The organism is Bacillus sp. ISL-35 (assembly GCF_018613355.1).
Lineage (GTDB): Bacteria > Bacillota > Bacilli > Bacillales > Cytobacillaceae > Mesobacillus.
On the sequence record NZ_JAGGQK010000019.1, the window covers coordinates 19,185 to 38,454 of the forward strand.

Here is a 19,270-nt window from a genome sequence, read left to right on the forward strand (position 1 = left end):
TTTTAAAAGATTTCTATAATTGATCCACGGGAAGGGGTAATGGACATCATGACAAATTTTAATACGTATTTTCTGATGAATGCAGATGAGGTCATTCCTTATGTAAAAGCAAAGACCGACTTTTTTGATAGAGAAGCGAGTTTAAGCTGTGATGAAATTGGCGATGGAAATCTGAACTATGTGTTCCGTGTTCGCGATGAGCAGACCGGGAAATCATTGATTGTCAAACAGGCCGGGGATACGGCGCGGATTTCCGATGAGTTCAAACTTTCAACGAACCGCATCCGAATCGAGTCGAATGTGCTGAAGCTTGAGGGCGAGCTGGCTCCGGGATTGGTGCCTGATGTGTACCTGTATGATGATGTAATGAATTGCTGTGTGATGGAGGATCTTTCGGATCATACAATCCTGCGTACGGCTCTCAATGAAGGAAGAATTTTTCCCAAGCTTGCGGATGACCTGACGACATTCATGGTAAATACATTATTGCTGACCTCTGATGTGGTCATGGAGCATAAAGCGAAGAAGGCTCTTGTCCAGGATTATATCAATCCCGAATTATGTGAAATTTCTGAGGACCTCGTATACTCAGAACCTTTTACAGACCATAACAACCGTAATGACTTGTTTCCGGCCAACAAAGACTGGATCGAGGAGAACATCTATGGTGACAATCAATTGCGCTTCGAAGCAGCCAAGCTGAAATTCGCGTTCATGACAAATGCCCAGGCACTTGTTCATGGCGACCTTCATTCTGGTTCTGTTTTTGTAAAAGAAGATTCTACAAAAGTGATCGATCCGGAGTTCGCATTCTACGGTCCGATGGGGTATGACGTAGGAAACGTGATTGCCAACCTGATGTTTGCGTGGGCAAGGGCATATGTGACAAACGCCGATGAAAAGTACAGTGAATGGCTGGAACAGACCATCAAGGATAGTGTTGACCTATTTAGCGAGAAGTTCCTGGCGAGCTGGAAGGAAAACGTGACGGACATCATGGCCAAGGAGCAGGGCTTTGACCGCTGGTACCTGGACACTGTTCTCCGGGATACAGCATCCGTTACGGGCATGGAAATGACCCGCCGTATTGCGGGCTTGGCAAAAGTGAAGGATTTAACTTCCATTGAAGATGAACAGCAGCGCGTAACAGCTGAGAGAATCTGCCTGACAGCGGCAAAGCAGTTCATCTTGAATGCAGCTGCCTACAAAACAGGTGAACAGTTTTTACAAGTACTAAAGGATTCAGCATCAAACCATAATATGCGATAATAAGACCGTTCCAATTCTTTTAAAGAAAGAGAGGCGCAGAATATGTTGCTTCTGGAAGAACGGATGAAGGTCGTAGAGTACGGAAAGAAAATCATCACAAGCGGTCTTACTAAGGGGACCGGCGGCAATATCAGCATTTTCAACCGGGAGAAAAAGATGGTTGCCATCAGTCCAAGCGGGATCGATTACTTCGAAACGAAGCCTGAGGATGTCGTGATCATTAATCTGGATGGCGAGATTGTTGATGGAAACAAGAAGCCATCGAGCGAGCTGGATATGCATCTGATTTTTTATCAGCGCCGCGAGGATATTGGCGCACTTGTCCACACCCACTCACCGTATGCGAAAACAATCGCGACGCTTGGCTGGGATATCCCGCCGGTATCCTATTTGGTGGCGTTTGCCGGCCCGAATGTTCGATGTGCTCCTTACGCAACGTTTGGCACGAAAGAGCTGGCGGAAAAGGCTTTTGAAGGCATGATGGACAGAAGAGCCGTCCTGCTAGCGAACCACGGATTGATTGCCGGCGCCCATAATATCGAAACAGCCTTCACTGTCGCGGAAGAAATCGAATTCAGTGCCCAGATTTTTTACCAGGCCAAAGCGATAGGCGAGCCGACAATGCTAACCGATGAAGAAATGGCCCGATTGGCAGAGAAATTCAAAACATATGGTCAGAGATAACCCTCTTTTTGGAGGGTTATTCTTTTGGTTTTAAATCGGTTCTTCGTAAAATATCAGTCACAAACGGGTCGAATTATGCTATGATTAAAATGAAAAAAATGGACTTAATGGGTAGTTTTGCTAAGGGGGACAGGCTGGCTATGAGAGCAAGGACAAGGAAGAGTGAACCTTTTTCATTTGATAAACTGAAGGATTTTTTCACTACTGTGCTGCTGCATCTTAGTTTTTATGCCTTCATCGTTTTTATCGTCATCTTTTTCATCGACAATTTCAGTTAACTACATAATAAAGTTGAATACATAACCGCAGCAGTCCAAATGAATTGGACTGCTTTTTTATTCGAAAGAAACTGAATCAATCCCCGATAAAAAAATGTTTGTCCTGGACCGCAATTGTTGTATAGTAGTGGAGTAGAAAAGGGATTGGGGTGAGTCCATTGAGTGTAAACTATGAATTACAAGATTTAGACCTGGTTGATCTATTGAGTGAGCGTCATACACATCTTCGTAAAATCTCAGAGAAAGCCTGGAACAATCAGAGTGATATTTATATTTCAAACTCTGAATGGTATATCATGGCCAGGATCTATAAAAAGCAGCCAACCATTTCTTATATTAATAAAAATGTTGAAATATCCCGTCAGGCCATACATAAATTCATCAAAAACCTTGCTGAAAAAGGATTAGTCGAAGTCAACAACGTGGAAAATAACAAAAAGGAAAAATGGATACAGTTAACCACGCTTGGCGAAGAATGCTATGAAAAAAATGAAAAGCTCAAGGCTGGCATCGAAAGGAAAATAACCGAAAAAATCGGGGCTGAGCAAGTACGGCTTCTTAAAGAAATTTTGAAGATGGATTGGAATATCGATAAATAAAAAAATTGGGACGAATCTTATGCTTCCTTTTGGAAGCATAAGGTACGTCCCTTAGTTAACTACCTGCTTACTATCTTTCAACAGCCTTGTGACATGCTCGTGTATTCTTTCAACAGTGGTATTCAGAGCAATGGCTATTTCTTTGAAAAGGATGGTTTGTGTAGTATCCAGTATTTTTCGGTCTTGTTCGTAAAGCTTTTTTTCATTCTGCTCGGCTTCGATCTTTTTTCGCATGAGGGTATTGATGAGTCGGGCAATCTCCATTCTGTCTCCGTTGCTTACAATATTGGAAAATAGATTGTGGCGTACATTCGGTTTGTCATTCCAGTCAACTCCTGGATTTCTAAAGGAATCGAGAATTTCCTCGGCATCTTCTTTATGGACCATTTCATGAAGGGCTACTTTATCGCTATGAACTGGAACACTTAGAGTCAAATGATGATTGTCATTCATTGGGTGTAATACGTAGTAAGGTCTTGTCACACCTAACACTGTTTTTTCACAAATATCATCAATCTTACAAATGCCATGTGCTGAATAGATCACCATGTCTCCTATACTAAACATTTGCTCATCCCCTACATAAAATTGTCAACCAAGTTTATAATAACACTTTAAAGTAATTTTGTCAACGAGGTTGACGTTGGGGCGCGGCTTTGCTATCTCGTGTAGGCAGGAGCATTCATAATCGGAAAATTTCCCGCTTTTGTTTATAATGGGTGCATTTTTGCTGAAATAAGCGGAGATATTCCCGTTAACTACTCTAAATAAGACCAAATTCAATGATTTAAATTAAATAAACGGAAAAACTCCCCTTATTATTAAGTAAATAAGGGGAGTTTTAAATTTTAGCGGAATTTTTCCGCTTATTTATTTGCGTATTTTTATGGATTCAACGGATTGTTACCGTTATTAGGGTCCATTGGGTTATTGTTTCCGCCCTGGTTCCGATTGTTCAAGTTCGGAGGAGTTCCAGGGTTTTGGTTATTGATATTTGGCGGATAACCCGGGTTCTGGCCAGTCGTGTTGGTTGTGCCAGGATTCTGGTTCAGGTTATTCAAATTTGGCGGTGTCGCAGGATTCGGGTTGTTCTTCTTCATTTTCTGCTGCTGGACCGCTTCTTGGTCAATGCTGGTTTTTTCAATTTTTTCATCAAGCTTGGTCAAATACTTGGAAGCGAAATTTTTGCCGCCAAGTCCGAATGCAAGACCGAATGCCAGTGCCAGTCCGCCAAGCGTCAGGATGAACGCTGCATTCACAATCGCTGGTGCGACTCCAAGCTGGTCTAGCGCCATAAAGACGGTGATGGTGATAATTGCATACTTTGCGACCGTCGCCAGCACATTGGAAGAATCACCCTGAAGGATGCTGCTAAGCACTCGCTTCACAAGGCCGCCGAGCCACAGGCCAACACCAAGGATAACAATCGCTGCGATGACATGCGGCAGATACGCGATCACACCACGTGCAAGGTCGACGAAGAAATCAAGTTTGACTACATTCAATGCTTCGGCCACGAACAACAGGACAACGATGACCTGGACGATATAGCCGACGACTTCGGATAGGCTTAGTGAGTTGGGACGAGTTGTGGCGCTTCCCAGACCCACACCTTTAAAATAAGAGTCGAAGCCGATTCTTCGTAACAAATCAGCCGTAAATTTTTTCAGCCATTTTCCGAGCCATAGTCCGATCATGACAAGAATGATCGCAACGACGATATTCGGGATCATGGTCAGGATGTCATTGAGCATCGCGATCGCCGGTTGAGAAATTCCTTCAACATCAAGACGCTCAAGAGCAGCGATGACAGTAGGGATTAGAATTAGTACAAAAGCAACTGTGCCAATCACACGTGAAAGGCTTGTGCCTTCGAATAAACGGGACAGTCCGAAACGCTGGACTAATTTTTCCGTGCCGATGCTTTGCAAAAAGTTCGTCAGGATATCGCGGACGATTTTGGCAACAAAGTAGCCGACTAAAAGAATCAGTGCCGCCGCGAATAATTTAGGAATGAACGAGAGGATTCCCTCGATCATATTTTCAAATGGCTCAGAAACACCGCGAAGATTCAGTGCGGACAATACAGCCGGCAACGCCATCAGCAAAACCAGATAGAATACGATGTTCGCAACCGTATCGACAACGTTTGTCGTTTGCTGGTTGTCCTCTGTAAGCTTGTACTTGCTTAATTTCTCATGGACACCAAGCGTCTTGCCGCCTTTCTGGATCAGGAATTTCAATGCTGATGCGATCAGCCATGCAAATAACAGGATCAAGCCTGCTTTCAAGATATTCGGAATCGCTGCCGCAATCGTGGAGAACATGCCTATAAGCGGTTCAGTCAAAACATATAAATCTAGTATTTTCAGGAACATGATGAAGACAAAAACGAGAATCAGTACATAGACAATCTTACTGATGATTTTTTCAGCAGAATACTTCTTATTGTTCACATTCGAAAAAAGCTTGTTGTCGAGACTGGTTTTCTGCAATCCCTTATAAACCGCCTTCTCGATGATTTTGGCGACAAGCCATCCGACCAGGAGAACAGCAAGCGCAATCAGCACGTTTGGCAGTTTGCCAAGGATGCTATCCCAGCCATTGTAAAAAGTATTATTCAAATCTCTCACTCCTTATTGTATTGGACGTCCAAGGCGGGCTTTGTAATGTGAAAAAGGATAAAAACTGGAACCCGTTCAGCTGACACCTATGAAATAAGTCCTTAGTTAGCAAGCAAGCATACTTTAATCTACCCAATTCCTACTGGCATAAACTAATCGAATCCCAATGATCCTATAAATGACAGCAACCGAAAGATGAATAATCTGAAACTTTTGTCTTTTTAAAACGTATTACTTTCTGTAAAGGGGGACTAATTATGATGAAAAAACTGACAGTCATTATCCTCTTATTGATGGTTTCAGGCCTTTTCATGGCAGCATGTTCGAAATCGGAAGAGACTAAGAAGGAAGCAATCACAAAAGTTCTTGAACACCAGTTTACCGGTCCTGACGAGGAATTTATGGACCTAATGTGGAACCCTGAATATAGGACTGTTGTAAATGAAAAGGAAGAAAATAAAGAATTTGATCAATATGTAGAAGAAGTTTACGGGCCCTACTTTACAAAATCAGGCCTCGATTTCTTCATTGCAGCAATGGGTACTCAATATCCAACTTATGCTTATGAGAATGAATATGAATTAACTCTCAAGGATGTCACGATCAAGCAAAACGAGGATAACCAGAATCTTTATACCTTTGTTGCCATTGTCGGTTATAACAAAAATGGTGAAGAAAACACGGCGAATGTAAAAGGGAAAGTTTCTTTCTCCGCAAAAGCAGAAGGGAAAATCGCCAGGTTCGAATACGGAAATGATGACGGCTTGTCTGATGAATTGCGAAGATAAGAAGCACTTTTACTACCGTTGCAATGTTAAAGAGCAGCTGCCATTTTGGCGGCTTTTGTTATTGAAGCAGGGAGCTGCTGTTTTTCTAATCGTTAAGGAGGAGTTTAATTGGGTGAAAGAAGGAAATTACTTCTCAGTATTTCGATAGGGTTAAATCTAATACTCGTCATAATTGTCGCCTGGGGAATGATGAAGATGAACTTTGTAAAGGAGCAAGTTTTTGTTACAGAGGTCCAAAATAATTTAGTTGAGTTGGAAGGCCTCATTGCCCACCAGATGGATAATGATTGGTCCGAACCAAACCTGGTTACAACCGAATTAGGCGATGTATTAAATGGTATTTGGCTCGGAATGACTACTGGAGAACAATTAGGAACGCTCTCGAAAAGTGACAAGGAAGTCCTTGAACATTTGTATTCCAAATTGAATCAATATCCACATGATGAATTATATAGCTTTGCCGATTTAACAGAAGAGGATAAACAGAACTTTGTAGACCTGCGAAAAACACTTCGTGAAGTTGGTTTAGGATTGAATTTGACTATAAGTGCCAATATAGATTCCTTTATTAGCCAGGCAGAGGCATTAGATCATAAAATTGAAAGCCCGTTGGAATAGTTTTAATTGGGGGGTTATTATATGCTTTTCCAAAATGGTCATTTAAAAGTACGTAAATTAGAAGTTAAGGATATTTATATATTATCCAAGTGGCTTTCCGATCCGTCTGTTCTTGAATTTTATGAAGGAAGAGATAATCCATTCGATATAGTAAAAGTTAATGATGTTTTTTATAATTCTGAAGATGAAACAGTTAAATGTATCGTAGAATTTAATGGTAATGAAATTGGATATATCCAATATTATAAATTAGATAGTGACACGAAAAATGTATACGGGTACTTTAATGAAAATATTTATGGGATCGATCAATTCATAGGTGAAGTAGAGTATTGGAATAAAGGGATCGGCACATTACTTGTTACATCTATGGTTGAATTTCTAATTAATCATAAGAAAGCAGACCGAGTAGTTATGGACCCTCAAGTTAGAAATGAAAGGGCTTTAAGGTGTTATGAGAAATGTGGTTTTAAAAAAGTAAAACTACTCCCAAAACGTGAACTTCACGAAGGGGAATATCGGGATTGTTGGTTGATTGAATACCCTTAACGTTTTTGAAGGAAACTGAACGTTTTTTTTATAAAACGCAGGTAATTTAAGGGAGGCGCGCTCATGAAAAGGGTATTGTCTATGTTATTTTTATTAATTCCCTTGGTTGTATTGGGATGCAGTCAACAAAAGGAAAGGTTTGACCACACGACATTAAAAGAGGAATTAAAAGAGGAAGGAATCACGCCAAAGCTTCCGACTAAATTTCCTATGATCATTACAGGGTACGAACGAGTTACTCCTCCTCACGAAACAAATATAATCGAGGTAATATTCAATGGAAAAGAAGGAGGAATGCAGTTTTCATTGACTATTCAACCGCCCCCGGTTGAATACGTCAACGCTGAGGGAGAGGATGTTAACGTTAATGGAAACAACGGTTTCTATATAAAAGGACCTGGGCCCTCAATTCATTGGACGGATGGTGATTATCATTACATTTTGACATCCTATTCCGAAGAAAATGGGACCAAGGAAAAAATGATAGAAACAGCCGAGTCGTTTCAGTAAGAAAAAGGCATTCTTCAATTAAGTTTTAAAATCTTAAAATACTAAAATTGAATAAGGATGAAAAAATATAGATGAATAATATTGATAAAAGAAAGCGTTTAGATGACGAACCTTTTAATTTTCGAGTGACAAAGGAGAATACAGTCTTTTTAAATTATTATGGTAGACAGGTTAAAGTCTTAAAAGGAACAGAAGCAGAGAAATTTCTGAAGAGAATCAAAGCTGCTGAAAATACAACGGAAGAACAGTTAGTAATGGCGAAGATAACAGGGAATTTTAAAAGGGGCAATGAACGAAAAACTGAAGGAAAAAATGACTAATTGGTTTAGATTCAAGATACTAAAACTGTCGAAATCCAAAGAGGTAGTATTAAAGTGACTATTTATAAGAAATAGAGAGACTTCAACTGTAGAATCGGGCTGCATAACTCCCACCAAGAATGACACTTTATTACTGTAGAATTACAGTTGTTTAACAAATCGCAGAAAAAGACAGAATTTCCAAGGCGGTGGCGAACTTTATAGGTACAGAGAAAAATAGGGGAAAAAATCAGAAGCTAATTTGGGGGACTATATATGCTAGAATTTGATACTAATATCGATCAATTTGCCACTATAAAAGTAATCGGGGTCGGTGGTGGCGGAAATAATGCCGTGAACAGGATGATTGAGGACGGTGTGCAGGGAGTAGAGTTCATTTCTGTGAATACAGATGCGCAGGCTCTCAATATGTCAAAAGCGGAGGTCACGATGCAAATCGGCGGTTCGCTGACCAGAGGCTTGGGCGCTGGTGCCAATCCTGAAATCGGCAGAAAGGCTGTCGAGGAAAGCAGGAAGCAGATCAGGGATGCTCTGGAAGGTGCGGATATGGTGTTCGTAACTGCCGGAATGGGAGGCGGAACCGGGACCGGAGCTGCGCCGGAGATTGCTCATATTGCGCGCGAACTTGGCGCACTTACAATTGGAGTGGTGACTCGTCCGTTCACTTTTGAAGGCCGCAAGCGGGCACAAAATGCGGCAGCCGGAATTGAAGAGATGAAGAAAGCCGTTAATACCCTAATCATCATTCCAAACGAGCGATTGCTGCAAATCGTCGACAAGAAAACGCCGATGATTGAAGCTTTCCGTGAGGCGGACAATGTTCTCAGACAGGGTGTCCAGGGCATTTCCGACCTAATTGCCGTACCAGGCTTGATCAACCTTGACTTTGCTGATGTGAAAACAATCATGTCAAACAGAGGAACGGCACTTATGGGCATCGGCGTATCTTCGGGAGAAAACCGTGCTGCCGAAGCTGCCAAAAAGGCCATCTCCTCGCCATTGCTTGAAACAAGCATCAATGGCGCCAAAGGAGTGCTGATGAACATCACAGGCGGCATGAACCTCAGTTTGTACGAAGTCCAGGAAGCGGCCGATATTGTGGCGGCTGCAACAGATGACCAGCTTAACATGATTTTTGGATCAGTTATCAATGAAAACCTGACAAATGAAATCATGGTGACCGTGATAGCGACAGGCTTCGATCATGATGTGGATGAAGCTCGGCCATCGAACACATCGCGACGTCCTGGAGACATGATTGCCAATTCCAGTGAGCAATACAATTCTCAATCGAGACAGCGAGAGAGTGTAGCCTATGCAGAATCGGGAAATTATGGCCAGGCCCAACACCACAGCCAGTCTGGCAGTTACGGCCGGTCCGGAAACTACAGCCAATCGGGCAACTACAGCAATCCGCCTGCCTATGAGGAGCCTGCGAATTACGAACGGGGTACCAAGCAGCCAGATGACTCGCTTGAGACTCCATCGTTCTTGCGGAAGCGAAACAGAAGGCGATAGACGAATAAACAAAAGGCCAAATCATTTGCGGTTTGGCCTTTTAATATAGATAAAACAAATGTTAATTATTGGACTTAAACCTAGTGTACTAACCTTTTAATCCAACCACTACCAAAAAAAACGCTTGAAGCCCATTTAGGCTCCAAGCATTTTTTATGCATCTTTATGCTTTTTTCAATCTTTTTAAATACATATAAACCAAGTATCCAATGATCACGACAGCTCCGAGGACAAGTGTCAGCATTGTGAAGTTTTCTTCGATGAATGGCATAGCTTTGTCGCCGAGTGTGACGATGATGGCTGCTTCAAGGAAGAAGCGCAGGCCACGGCCGATGATGGACCAGATGATGAGTGTAGGAATCTTGATTTTGGAGATTCCGGAAAAAATCGTAAAAACTTTATATGGGATAGGTGTAAAGCCGGCAATCAGGATGGCCATTGCACCGTATTTTTCAAAATAGCGTTCGACCAGGACGATTTTCTCTTCTTTAATAAAATAACGAAGGATTGGACGGCCGACCTTTTTACCGATGTACCAGCCAAGCAGGGCGCCAAGTACAGAACCTGTTGTGGTGATGAAGGCATACCAGAGGGCCTTGTCAGGGTTCGCAATCCCCATCGGAATCAGCAAAACATCGGGAGGAATCGGGAAAAAGGAAGATTCCAGGAAAGAGACGAAGAATAATCCCCATGAACCAAATTCAAGCAGCCATTCTTCAATCGCGTGGATCCATTCAGACATGAAACAGTATCTCCTTTGAATTGTTATAGTAAGTGCCAGTTGAGCCTAATTAGAAGTATACCATTTATAATTCTGCAAGAGCCAACTATTAATGGTATCCTAAAAAAAGAAATAGTCTATAAAAGGGATGTTATCTATGGAATACATATTTTTCCTGCTGCTGGGCGGGTTGATCAGTGTAATGTCGGGGTTTTTCGGAGTTGGGGGAGGATTTATCCTGACACCGATCTTACTATTGATTGGGTTTTCTCCGCTTGAAGCGATCACGACAAGCTTGTTTTTCACGGTGGGCACATCAATGTCAGGGATTGCCGCTCATATCCTCATGAAAAATATCCTCTGGAAAGAGGGATTGATCATGGGGCTAAGCGGGATTGTTGCGACACAACTGGCCCGGCCGCTTGTATATGCTCTCGAAGCGCGGGGCTGGGATGAGATTGTCATTCCGTTCCTTTACATTGTACTGCTCGCTTATTTTGCGATAAAAATGATTCGTCAGGGTAAAAAGAAAGACGAAGAGATTCCTGCACCTGCTCATTTTTCGGTACCAAAGCTTTTGGCAGTTGGGTTCGTCGGAGGCTTTGTTTCGGCATCGCTTGGAGTAGGAGGCGGGTTCATCATCGTTCCGCTCATCATCACCTCGCTGGGATTCAATCCGAAAAAAGCAGTTGGAACAAGTTTGTTTGCCGTGCTGCTCATCGTCTCAGTTGGTTTCATTTCCTATGCGATCAACACGCAAATCGATTACTTCATCGGTTTGATGCTGATTGCCGGTGCGTTAGTCGGCTCCCAGTTCGGTGCCAGGATGACTGCTTATTTTGAAAATAAGGAAATGAACTCCATGCTCGGAATCCTTTATCTTGTCACGCTGGCAGGAGCGGTTCTGAAGCTGGTTGATCTGAACAAAACCGGGCTTGTCCTCATGGGTATCTTCATTGTGTATTTCTTCGTAAGGGCTATCGGTAAAATCAGGATAAAAGCAATGAAAAAAGGCTGAGCTGCTCAGCCTTTTTTTGTTGTTTAGGAAATAATAAAAGTATTTTTGTGTGGGTAACTATATATGGGAGTCTTAATCCAGCTCCAGCGCCTAGCCCCTCGAGCCGCTTGTCTAGCTGCGGCTCCTAACTCCTCGAGACGCTTCGGTCCTGCCAATGAAGTCAAAGAACGACTTCACTGTCAGGCCCTCCAGCGCTTGTCGGGGCTGAACAAGGCGCTTGCGCTTTTTGTTCTTTATGCCTCAGATGTGAGAGGGTGCTTAACAAAGCGCGGGAACTCTCGTCCGATGCCGTTTTTTACAAATAATGCTCCTTCCCGTTTAAAAGGAAGTGAACGAAAGTCCAAATCCTTGTAGTCAGGTGTGTAATGGAAGACAACTTCCCCTGCAGGAAGGATATTGGTGATATTCACCCGTGAGGAGCCGATTACATCATACAATTGGACCCGACCGTTCTCTTCCGTGAAGATCACAATCGCGTCCTCGTCCTCAGAATAATATAGATGGTCGGGAAAAACATTCAGGATATGGTACATGGTGATGCCGCCGGAGTTGCCAGTCGCAAAGGCCCGGGAGACTGGCGCTCTCCCATAAACCATTTTTTCAATCTGCTTAAGGTCTGCCGGAATCTCCAGTTTCCTTAATCCTGCTCGGCCTGTATTAGAAGGAACCCTCGTTGAAAACTGGTGCTCCTCAACCCGCTCAAACCCGAACTTCGGATAAAAATCAAGCACGCTGTCATTGGCGAACAGATACATGTAATCATACATTCCCTCGTATTCGGCCAGCACATGGTTCATCAGACATGCCGACAGCCCTTTATGGCGATACTCAGGATGCGTCATCACAGTACCGATTTGCAGGCCTTTGCGGCTTGTTCCATCGATGATCAAATCAAGCTCATTGACCGATACATTCGCAACCACCCGGCTGCCATCTGCGTAGGAAAACGGAATGTATCGCTCTCCCCAGTAGCCTTTTTCATGCCAGTTGGTAAAATCAAGGCCGAAAGTGTCGGCAGCAAGCTGGATGAAACTCTTCCTCAAATCAATATTATCGCGATAATGGCTTACTAGCTTCATAGATCAAAACTCCTGTCTCTTGAGGCAAACATATAGGTTTTATGATGGAACCGGATTCCATAAATCAGTCCCATCGCCAGCATATTGCCCATCAGCGAGCTTCCGCCATAACTGATGAAAGGAAGAGGGATCCCCGTAATCGGCAACAGTTGGATGGTCATTCCGACATTCTGGAAGACGTGGAAGGTAATCATGCTAATGACACCTGCACTAATATAGGTATTGAAAGGATCATTCGTATCGAGTGCCGTTTTGGTCAGATGGTAGATAAGCAGGAAATAAAGACTGATGACAAAACTGCCGCCAACAAAACCGAATTCCTCGCCAATGACGCTGAAAATAAAGTCTGTATGGCTTTCAGGAATATAGACTTCACTGCCATTGAGACCTTTTCCAGTCAGCATGCCAGACCCGATCGCACTGAGTGACTTTAACAGATGGTAGCCATATTCCGGGTAGCTTTCCGGATCAAGCCATGCATAAATACGCCCAAATTGGTACGTTTTTACCCCCATATATTTTTTCAGTATCTCAGGTTTCCAGATGACGAGATACAGAATGCCGGCTCCAAGTGCAGCTCCACCGCCATAGAGAGGCAGGATGATTTTCCAGGTGATGCCTGAAACTAGGATGATTCCTGTGAAAATCGCAATCACGACCAGGGAAGTTCCGAGGTCAGGCTGCATCATGATCATCCCTAGCGGCAAGGCGGTGATCAAGCCAAGCTTGATGAACAGCAGGAAGTCTGATTGAAGTGTCTTTCTTGGATTCTTTTTATGGTGGGCATAGATGGCGCTGCTCAAGGCTAGAATCAAAAAGACTTTCATGAATTCCGAAGGCTGGATCGAACCGAATGGCTCGATGAAAAACCAGCTTTTGGCTCCGTTTCTTTCTTCGGCAATGCTGGCAGGAGCGAAAAACAGGAAGACGAGCAGGAAAATTCCGAAGCCGTATAAATACCATGCGAGCTTGCGGTATTGTTCACTGTCGAACATCATGACTGCTGCGATGATACCTGAACCGACGACATACCAGAATATTTGCTTATATAAAAAGTTCTGGCCAACATATTGCCCGGTCTTCTGGGCGCTATAAATGGCGAGGCAGCTGGTCAGGAAAAACAGCAATAAAAAAAGTGTTAACGTCCAATCAAAGCGGTCGAATTTTTTGGTCGATTTATCCATTTGCTACACCCTGTCCAAATCATTTTTACACATAATAATTAGCCTGTTTGTGAAGGTATTGTAATTTTATGCTAGCAGACAAGGATTATCCTCACAATCCCTCATCAGGTAATATATTCCTACAAGTATAGACGAATGACAGGAGGGTTTAGTTTCTTTTAACAAAGGGATTCTTTTCACCGGAAAGGTGGATAATAATTATGTTTTTGAGGATTCAAAATAAGATATTTTCCACCGTTTTTGTTAGAATGGAAGAAGCGTTATTTGTACGGAGTCGCTGGCATTCTGCAGCTTAGAATTTTCCGGGAGGTTTTGCTGTTGAAAAAGAACCATCCTTATAGCAGGGATTTATTATATCTCCACATGAACGAAAGGGATCATTATGTGCTTTCGCATGGAATTGAATTCCATGAATTCGCCAGGTCGCTGCCTGATCCGCTTAATCATCTTTTGCTGTTGAAGCATCGCTATGAGGATGGTGAGTTCAACAGGCATACTTTATTTGAGTTTGTACCGGATGACGGTGCTGAAAAGCTGGTAGGAGCCAATGTACATGCTTATGGGGATTTTTGCTGGATCGATTTTGAGGAAGTGGAAGCGCTGAATGTGCTGACGGCCCAGGAAATTGCCGAACTTCTTTATCTCGGGCATATCAAGCATCATTTGAAGCTGCCCTTTTACAATCAGCTTAATAATCGTTTTGTATACCTGTCCAATGAGGACGGCTGGTTCAACAAGACCTATTACCGCAATTTCAATGATTTTTTCCGCATGCTTGGCAATGTCCTTTCAGGCAAGCTCGGAGAAATGAAACCGGAAAAAACGCTGCTTGGGATCCGGAAAAAGAAGTCCTATCCATCTGTAAGCAACGAAATCCTGAATTCACTGATACCAGCCTTGAAGGAAGGTGCTGTGTTTTCGCTTAAAAATATGCAGCAGAACCGCAACAGGATTGAAATACCGATCTGGATCATCGGAGATTTTGCCAACATGGATGACATGCATGATGAATACAAAGAGGCAAGCCACAGCAATCCTGACGGCAGACTTGTTTTCGATAAGAAGTTGAAGGAATGGAGCTTGCTTGCACAATAAGTCGAAAAAACAAAATTTTTGCAGCAACTTTTGGCAAATCGTGTATAATGGGTTGTAGCGGAAAATTACATATCGAAATGAACGGGTGTCTTTTATAACAAGACTTAATAGGGAAGTTGGTGAAAATCCAACGCGGTCCCGCCACTGTAAATGGGAGCAAGCTGCAACATGCCACTGTACAAATGTATGGGAAGGCGCAGCGAGCATTGACCATGAGCCAGGAGACCTGCCTGTCCATTGCACCAAGCAAACCTACGAGGATAGGGAGGTGCCGACAGGCTTTATGTCTTTTATGATAAAAAACATTTGCTTACTCGGACATCTCCCCTTCAGGTGGAGATGTTTTTTATTTTTATCGAAAAAACGGAGGAGAAGCAAATGAAGAAGTTATTGTTGTTATGGATGGCAGCTGCCATGATCCTGGCTGGCTGCGGTACTGAAGCACAGCCGGAAAAAAAGGAAGGCGAAAAAACCGCGCAAGAACAAAAGACAGGATTTCCTGTCACGGTAAAAGATGCGCTTGATGAAGATGTTGTCATTGAAGAAAAGCCAGAAAAGATCATTTCCCTGATTCCGAGCAACACGGAAATCGTTTATGCGCTTGACAGCGGGGACGCAATTGTCGGTGTCACAGATTTCGACAATTATCCAGAGGAAGCAATGTCGAAGGAAAAAGTCGGCGGCATGGAATTCAATATCGAGAAAATGATTTCCTTAAAGCCAGACCTTGTCCTTGCCCCGGGGTCTACCGCGGATACGGCAAAAGAAGGGCTGCAGCAACTAAAGGACGCAGGAATTGCAGTTGTCGTAGTAAATGATGCGCAGTCCTTTGAAGAAGTGTATCAATCAATCGAGATGATTGGAAAAGCGATTGGTGAGCCTGAAAAAGCAGCTGAGCTTGTTGATACGATGAAAAACAGCTTCGCAGAACTAAAGAAGAAAGCGGAGGCTATCAAACCGGAAGAGCAAAAGACTGTATTTGTTGAGGTCTCACCTGAACCTGAAATCTACACAGCCGGTAATCATACATTTATAAACGAAATGCTTGAGTTGATCGGCGCGAAGAATGCCGCCGGCGATATGGAAGGCTGGCCGAAAGTCGACCCGGAAGCTATGGTTGAGCGTAATCCGGATGTCATTGTGACAACCTATGGATACTATACTGAAAAAGCGGCTGAGCAGGTGCTCGCGCGGCAGGGCTGGAACAATGTAAAAGCAGTCAAGGACCAGCAGGTATTCGATGTCCACTCCGATCTTGTTACCAGGTCAGGTCCAAGGCTCGCTGAAGGAGCGGAGGAACTTGCAAAAGCCATTTACCCGGACGTTTTTAAATAATAAAGGATTAGCATATCTATTTGCAGCAACATTCCTTATTATTTCCATGCTGCTTGGGATTTCCATCGGAACAGTTTCCATTCCTGTACCCGCTATCATCAAAATCATTGGTGCTGAAATTTTCCGCATACAGGGACAAGGAATCGATCCGATGCACGCAAGTATTGTCATGGAAATCAGGCTGCCGCGCATTCTGCTGGCAGGACTTGTCGGCGCATCACTGGCGATTGCCGGCGCTGCGTTCCAGGGCCTGCTGCGCAATCCGCTGGCAGACCCGTATACACTCGGAATCTCTTCTGGTGCCTCTATTGGTGCGGTCGTCACGTTGTTTTTGGGCCTTTCGCTGCCGCTGATCGGTGCCTTCACCTTGCCGGTGCTCAGCATTTTGTTCGCATTCGCTACGGTGCTGTTTGTGCTGTTTTTTGCCCGGAAAGTCGACAGGCTGCTCAGGGTAGAAACCATTATATTGACGGGAATCATTTTAAGCTCATTTCTCGGCTCGTTCATATCGCTGATGATCGCCTTATCCGGTGAAGAGCTGCGGCAAATCATCGGCTGGCTGCTCGGGAGTGTGTCAATGCGCGGCTGGGAGTATATAAAAATCATTTTTCCTTTCTTCGTGATTGGCCTGGTGATTTTATTGGCAAACACAAGGGAGTTGAATGCGATGTCCTTTGGCGAGGAGCGGGCACAGCATCTAGGTGTCAATGTCGAGCGCCGCAAGCTTTTGATATTGCTGTCCGGTTCGCTTTTGACCGGATCGGCTGTCGCAGTATCAGGAACGATCGGCTTTGTCGGCCTGGTCATTCCCCACCTGACAAGGACTGTCTGGGGTCCTGACCATCGGCATTTGCTGCCGTTATCGGTGCTGATTGGCGGCGGATTCCTGATTCTCGCTGATCTAATATCAAGGACCATCATCGCGCCCTCGGAATTGCCGATTGGGGTGATCACGGCATTAATCGGAGCGCCGGTTTTTGCGTTTATTTTAATGAAAAATCGCAGGGAAAGAAGTGCTGGCCGATGATCACAGTGAAGAATTTGACAGGCGGATATGCAGGCGGCGAGGTGTTGAAGGGAATCTCCTTCGAGGTTGGCAAGGGTGAGTTGTTCGGAATTCTTGGACCAAACGGAAGCGGGAAAACCACGCTGTTAAAAATGATCAGCGGCGCTTTACAATTCAGAGAAGGCGCCATCGAGCTGGACAGCAAGCCGTTGACTCAGTATTCACCGAAGCAGCTTGCGAGGATGATGGCGGTCCTGCCGCAGCATTCTGACCAGGCCTTCCCATATAGTGTGAAAGAAACCGTTTCGCTCGGGCGCTATGCGCACCAGAAAGGCTGGTTCAACAGCTGGAGTGATGAAGATGAGCAGATTGTTCTCAAGGTGATGGACCAGACTGGGATCACCCATCTCCAGGAAAAATCAATTATTGAACTATCAGGCGGCGAAAAGCAGCGGGTCTATCTTGCGCAGGCACTGGCTCAACAGCCGAGAATCCTGTTGCTTGATGAGCCGACGAACCATCTTGATCTCAGCTTCCAAAAAGAGCTCTTGGATTTGCTGAAAAATTGGGCTTCAGAAGAGCAGTTAACGGTCGTTTCGATATTCCATGATTTGAACCTTGCATCGCTATATTGTGATAGGTTGTTGCTCATGGATAACGGCGAAGTGCTGATTGTCGATACTCCTGCTGAGGTTTTAAAAGAAGAGCGGATCAAGGCTGTCTATAAGACTCAGATCAAGAACCACCCCCATCCGGAAATTGCCAGGCCGCAGCTGTTGCTCGTTCCCGAGTGGGACGGCAATCAAGCTGCCGATTTTAAAATAGACGCCAGATTTCTCGATTTCGGTCTCGACCGGATTACCTTGCAGTCACCGGTGAAATTGAGGACAATGTCATCAGGAATAACGGGTGCCGGGATTGGCTGGCATAATTCCTTTGTACACCGGGTGGTCCCGATGGAATATGACTGCAGCGACCATAAGGCAGAAATGGCTGAGTACCTGCAGGGAAATGGTTTTCTGCCGAGCGAGACGGTTGCGATGATGACAGCTGTCCCAGCTGAAACGGTATCACGCCGGTTTTTTGAGGATGGCGAATTGTCCCTCTTCATTATGGTCTCGGCAGGCAACACGCATCGCGAGAGCCCAAGGAATATCAATACATGGCTGTTCATTAATGGCCGAATTTCGGAAGAAGCATTCATCCAGAGCGCAATGACCGCGGCTGAGGCGAAAATGAGCGCCCTGCAGGAGCTGGAAGGAAGCACCCTGTTGAATGCCGGACAGAACTTCGGCATTTCAACGGACAGTATCTGTATCGCCGCTACCCAGCAGGGGGAAGAGATTTCCTATGCTGGGACCGCTTCGCAGCTAGGCAAGCTTATCAATGAGGGGATTTATGCCTGCACAAAGGAAGCGATTCTGAATTATCGAGCTGGAAAAACTTTAATGAAGGAATCCGGCCAATCAACCTCGAATGTAAAACTAAAGAGGTGATGATCATGGAACTGAAAATGGGCTATGTGATTTTATATGTTTCCGATTTGGAGAAAACAAAGCATTTCTACGGTGAGCTGCTGGGCCTAAAATTGCGAAACGAATTTGGGACCTATATCGAGTACGAAACAGGCAGTACCGTGCTCTCAATGAACACCAGGGAAAGCGGCCGTGAAATTACCAAGCTTCCAATCCCGGATGGAATCAGGAAAGAACAAACCTTCGAGCTAGGATTCACAACAGAAGATGTCCAGGGCGCCGTTGAAAAACTTCGCGCCGCCGGAGTCCCGATCCTGCTTGAACCAACCGAAAAACCATGGGGCCAGGTCGTTGCCTATGCAGCAGACCCCGATGGACATTATATTGAAATATGCACACCGATTGGTTGAAAAAAGTCCTGCAGCTCATTGAGTTGCAGGACTTTTTTTCTATTAAATTAAGAATTAGAGTTATTAAGGCCGACATGTTCCCGAAAATCGAGAAAAGCTGGAATCACGGTCACAAGCAAGGTCAATATGTGACCGAAAATCGCAAAAAGATGGATTTTCGGTCAAAAGCAAGACCAACATGTGCCCGAAA

Annotated in this window: 20 protein-coding genes, 1 pseudogene and 1 riboswitch; of the genes and pseudogenes, 16 read left to right on the forward strand and 5 right to left on the reverse strand. The window is 44.2% G+C overall.

Going from position 1 to position 19,270, the window contains the following annotated elements:
• The first annotated feature begins 48 nt into the window (after positions 1–48).
• The 4 genes from mtnK (at position 49) to J7E38_RS20135 (ending at position 2,830) form a co-directional block, all read left to right on the forward strand.
• Positions 49–1,269, forward strand: coding sequence for an S-methyl-5-thioribose kinase (mtnK, locus tag J7E38_RS20120; protein ID WP_214709091.1), 1,221 nt, complete (start codon positions 49–51; stop codon positions 1,267–1,269).
• A 42-nt stretch (positions 1,270–1,311) separates the two neighbouring features.
• On the forward strand, positions 1,312–1,953 hold the full coding sequence (locus tag J7E38_RS20125) for an L-fuculose-phosphate aldolase (RefSeq protein ID WP_214709089.1): 642 nt from the start codon (positions 1,312–1,314) through the stop codon (positions 1,951–1,953).
• 140 nt (positions 1,954–2,093) lie between these two features.
• Positions 2,094–2,231 carry a hypothetical protein gene (locus tag J7E38_RS20130; protein ID WP_214709087.1) on the forward strand — a complete coding sequence of 46 codons (138 nt, stop codon included), beginning with the start codon at positions 2,094–2,096 and terminating at the stop codon, positions 2,229–2,231.
• A gap of 158 nt (positions 2,232–2,389) precedes the next feature.
• Positions 2,390–2,830, forward strand: a complete 441-nt coding sequence (locus J7E38_RS20135) for a MarR family winged helix-turn-helix transcriptional regulator (RefSeq protein ID WP_214709085.1) — start codon at positions 2,390–2,392, stop codon at positions 2,828–2,830.
• Between the two features lie 51 nt (positions 2,831–2,881).
• Here J7E38_RS20135 and J7E38_RS20140 read toward each other — a convergent pair whose 3' ends face one another.
• Both J7E38_RS20140 and J7E38_RS20145 read right to left on the reverse strand, forming a co-directional pair.
• Positions 2,882–3,397: a CarD family transcriptional regulator gene (locus J7E38_RS20140; RefSeq protein WP_214709083.1), complete on the reverse strand. Its 516-nt coding sequence runs from the start codon at positions 3,395–3,397 to the stop codon at positions 2,882–2,884.
• Positions 3,398–3,714: 317 nt separating this feature from the next.
• Positions 3,715–5,454 (reverse strand): mechanosensitive ion channel, encoded by a 1,740-nt coding sequence (locus J7E38_RS20145; protein WP_214709081.1) that lies wholly within the window; start codon positions 5,452–5,454, stop codon positions 3,715–3,717.
• A 257-nt stretch (positions 5,455–5,711) separates the two neighbouring features.
• Between J7E38_RS20145 and J7E38_RS20150 the strand changes: the two genes are divergently transcribed.
• The 6 genes and pseudogenes from J7E38_RS20150 to ftsZ form a co-directional block, all read left to right on the forward strand.
• Positions 5,712–6,242 (forward strand): hypothetical protein, encoded by a 531-nt coding sequence (locus J7E38_RS20150; RefSeq protein WP_214709080.1) that lies wholly within the window; start codon positions 5,712–5,714, stop codon positions 6,240–6,242.
• A gap of 108 nt (positions 6,243–6,350) precedes the next feature.
• Positions 6,351–6,860 carry a hypothetical protein gene (locus tag J7E38_RS20155; RefSeq protein WP_214709078.1) on the forward strand — a complete coding sequence of 170 codons (510 nt, stop codon included), beginning with the start codon at positions 6,351–6,353 and terminating at the stop codon, positions 6,858–6,860.
• Between the two features lie 21 nt (positions 6,861–6,881).
• Positions 6,882–7,409, forward strand: coding sequence for a GNAT family N-acetyltransferase (locus J7E38_RS20160; RefSeq protein ID WP_214709076.1), 528 nt, complete (start codon positions 6,882–6,884; stop codon positions 7,407–7,409).
• Positions 7,410–7,472: 63 nt separating this feature from the next.
• Positions 7,473–7,919: a hypothetical protein gene (locus J7E38_RS20165; protein ID WP_214709074.1), complete on the forward strand. Its 447-nt coding sequence runs from the start codon at positions 7,473–7,475 to the stop codon at positions 7,917–7,919.
• A 71-nt stretch (positions 7,920–7,990) separates the two neighbouring features.
• Positions 7,991–8,239: a hypothetical protein gene (locus J7E38_RS20170; protein ID WP_214709072.1), complete on the forward strand. Its 249-nt coding sequence runs from the start codon at positions 7,991–7,993 to the stop codon at positions 8,237–8,239.
• Positions 8,240–8,494: 255 nt separating this feature from the next.
• Positions 8,495–9,439, forward strand: a pseudogene (gene ftsZ / locus J7E38_RS20175) (cell division protein FtsZ); the annotation flags it as partial.
• 481 nt (positions 9,440–9,920) lie between these two features.
• Here the strand turns inward: ftsZ and J7E38_RS20180 are convergent.
• Positions 9,921–10,499: a YqaA family protein gene (locus tag J7E38_RS20180; RefSeq protein WP_214709068.1), complete on the reverse strand. Its 579-nt coding sequence runs from the start codon at positions 10,497–10,499 to the stop codon at positions 9,921–9,923.
• Positions 10,500–10,635: 136 nt separating this feature from the next.
• Between J7E38_RS20180 and J7E38_RS20185 the strand changes: the two genes are divergently transcribed.
• Positions 10,636–11,496 carry a sulfite exporter TauE/SafE family protein gene (locus tag J7E38_RS20185; protein ID WP_214709066.1) on the forward strand — a complete coding sequence of 287 codons (861 nt, stop codon included), beginning with the start codon at positions 10,636–10,638 and terminating at the stop codon, positions 11,494–11,496.
• Between the two features lie 233 nt (positions 11,497–11,729).
• Here the strand turns inward: J7E38_RS20185 and J7E38_RS20190 are convergent, their stop codons facing one another.
• Positions 11,730–12,575: a GNAT family N-acetyltransferase gene (locus tag J7E38_RS20190; protein ID WP_214709064.1), complete on the reverse strand. Its 846-nt coding sequence runs from the start codon at positions 12,573–12,575 to the stop codon at positions 11,730–11,732.
• Complete coding sequence (locus tag J7E38_RS20195) at positions 12,572–13,759, reverse strand: FtsW/RodA/SpoVE family cell cycle protein (protein ID WP_214709062.1); 1,188 nt, start codon at positions 13,757–13,759, stop codon at positions 12,572–12,574. The genes J7E38_RS20190 and J7E38_RS20195 overlap by 4 nt, the downstream gene beginning before the upstream one ends.
• 318 nt (positions 13,760–14,077) lie before the next feature.
• Here J7E38_RS20195 and J7E38_RS20200 point away from each other — a divergent pair, with 318 nt between their 5' ends.
• The 5 genes from J7E38_RS20200 to J7E38_RS20220 all read left to right on the forward strand — a co-directional run bounded on the left by J7E38_RS20200 (position 14,078) and on the right by J7E38_RS20220 (position 19,080).
• Complete coding sequence (locus tag J7E38_RS20200) at positions 14,078–14,854, forward strand: hypothetical protein (protein ID WP_214709060.1); 777 nt, start codon at positions 14,078–14,080, stop codon at positions 14,852–14,854.
• 66 nt (positions 14,855–14,920) lie between these two features.
• A riboswitch (cobalamin riboswitch) is annotated at positions 14,921–15,102 on the forward strand.
• Positions 15,103–15,232: 130 nt separating this feature from the next.
• A complete protein-coding gene (locus J7E38_RS20205) occupies positions 15,233–16,189 on the forward strand; it encodes an ABC transporter substrate-binding protein (protein ID WP_214709058.1) in 957 nt (318 codons plus the stop codon).
• Entirely contained in the window at positions 16,155–17,216 is a 1,062-nt protein-coding gene (locus tag J7E38_RS20210) for a FecCD family ABC transporter permease (RefSeq protein ID WP_214709056.1), read from the forward strand. Before J7E38_RS20205 ends, J7E38_RS20210 begins: the two co-directional genes overlap by 35 nt.
• On the forward strand, positions 17,213–18,691 hold the full coding sequence (locus J7E38_RS20215) for a heme ABC transporter ATP-binding protein (RefSeq protein WP_214709053.1): 1,479 nt from the start codon (positions 17,213–17,215) through the stop codon (positions 18,689–18,691). The genes J7E38_RS20210 and J7E38_RS20215 overlap by 4 nt, the downstream gene beginning before the upstream one ends.
• Positions 18,692–18,696: 5 nt before the next feature.
• On the forward strand, positions 18,697–19,080 hold the full coding sequence (locus J7E38_RS20220) for a VOC family protein (protein WP_214709051.1): 384 nt from the start codon (positions 18,697–18,699) through the stop codon (positions 19,078–19,080).
• Positions 19,081–19,270 lie beyond the last annotated feature (190 nt).

Bases quoted from the DNA above. Each gene is read 5' to 3' on its own strand.
- J7E38_RS20205 (WP_214709058.1), top strand. From the start codon at position 15,233: ATGAAGAAGTTATTGTTGTTATGGATGGCAGCTGCCATGATCCTGGCT.
- J7E38_RS20130 (WP_214709087.1), top strand. From the start codon at position 2,094: ATGAGAGCAAGGACAAGGAAGAGTGAACCTTTTTCATTTGATAAACTG.
- J7E38_RS20125 (WP_214709089.1), top strand. From the start codon at position 1,312: ATGTTGCTTCTGGAAGAACGGATGAAGGTCGTAGAGTACGGAAAGAAA.
- J7E38_RS20180 (WP_214709068.1), bottom strand. From the start codon at position 10,499: ATGTCTGAATGGATCCACGCGATTGAAGAATGGCTGCTTGAATTTGGT.
- J7E38_RS20195 (WP_214709062.1), bottom strand. From the start codon at position 13,759: ATGGATAAATCGACCAAAAAATTCGACCGCTTTGATTGGACGTTAACA.
- J7E38_RS20160 (WP_214709076.1), top strand. From the start codon at position 6,882: ATGCTTTTCCAAAATGGTCATTTAAAAGTACGTAAATTAGAAGTTAAG.
- J7E38_RS20190 (WP_214709064.1), bottom strand. From the start codon at position 12,575: ATGAAGCTAGTAAGCCATTATCGCGATAATATTGATTTGAGGAAGAGT.
- J7E38_RS20185 (WP_214709066.1), top strand. From the start codon at position 10,636: ATGGAATACATATTTTTCCTGCTGCTGGGCGGGTTGATCAGTGTAATG.
- J7E38_RS20165 (WP_214709074.1), top strand. From the start codon at position 7,473: ATGAAAAGGGTATTGTCTATGTTATTTTTATTAATTCCCTTGGTTGTA.
- J7E38_RS20170 (WP_214709072.1), top strand. From the start codon at position 7,991: ATGAATAATATTGATAAAAGAAAGCGTTTAGATGACGAACCTTTTAAT.
- J7E38_RS20215 (WP_214709053.1), top strand. From the start codon at position 17,213: ATGATCACAGTGAAGAATTTGACAGGCGGATATGCAGGCGGCGAGGTG.
- J7E38_RS20150 (WP_214709080.1), top strand. From the start codon at position 5,712: ATGATGAAAAAACTGACAGTCATTATCCTCTTATTGATGGTTTCAGGC.
- J7E38_RS20140 (WP_214709083.1), bottom strand. From the start codon at position 3,397: ATGTTTAGTATAGGAGACATGGTGATCTATTCAGCACATGGCATTTGT.
- J7E38_RS20220 (WP_214709051.1), top strand. From the start codon at position 18,697: ATGGAACTGAAAATGGGCTATGTGATTTTATATGTTTCCGATTTGGAG.
- mtnK (WP_214709091.1), top strand. From the start codon at position 49: ATGACAAATTTTAATACGTATTTTCTGATGAATGCAGATGAGGTCATT.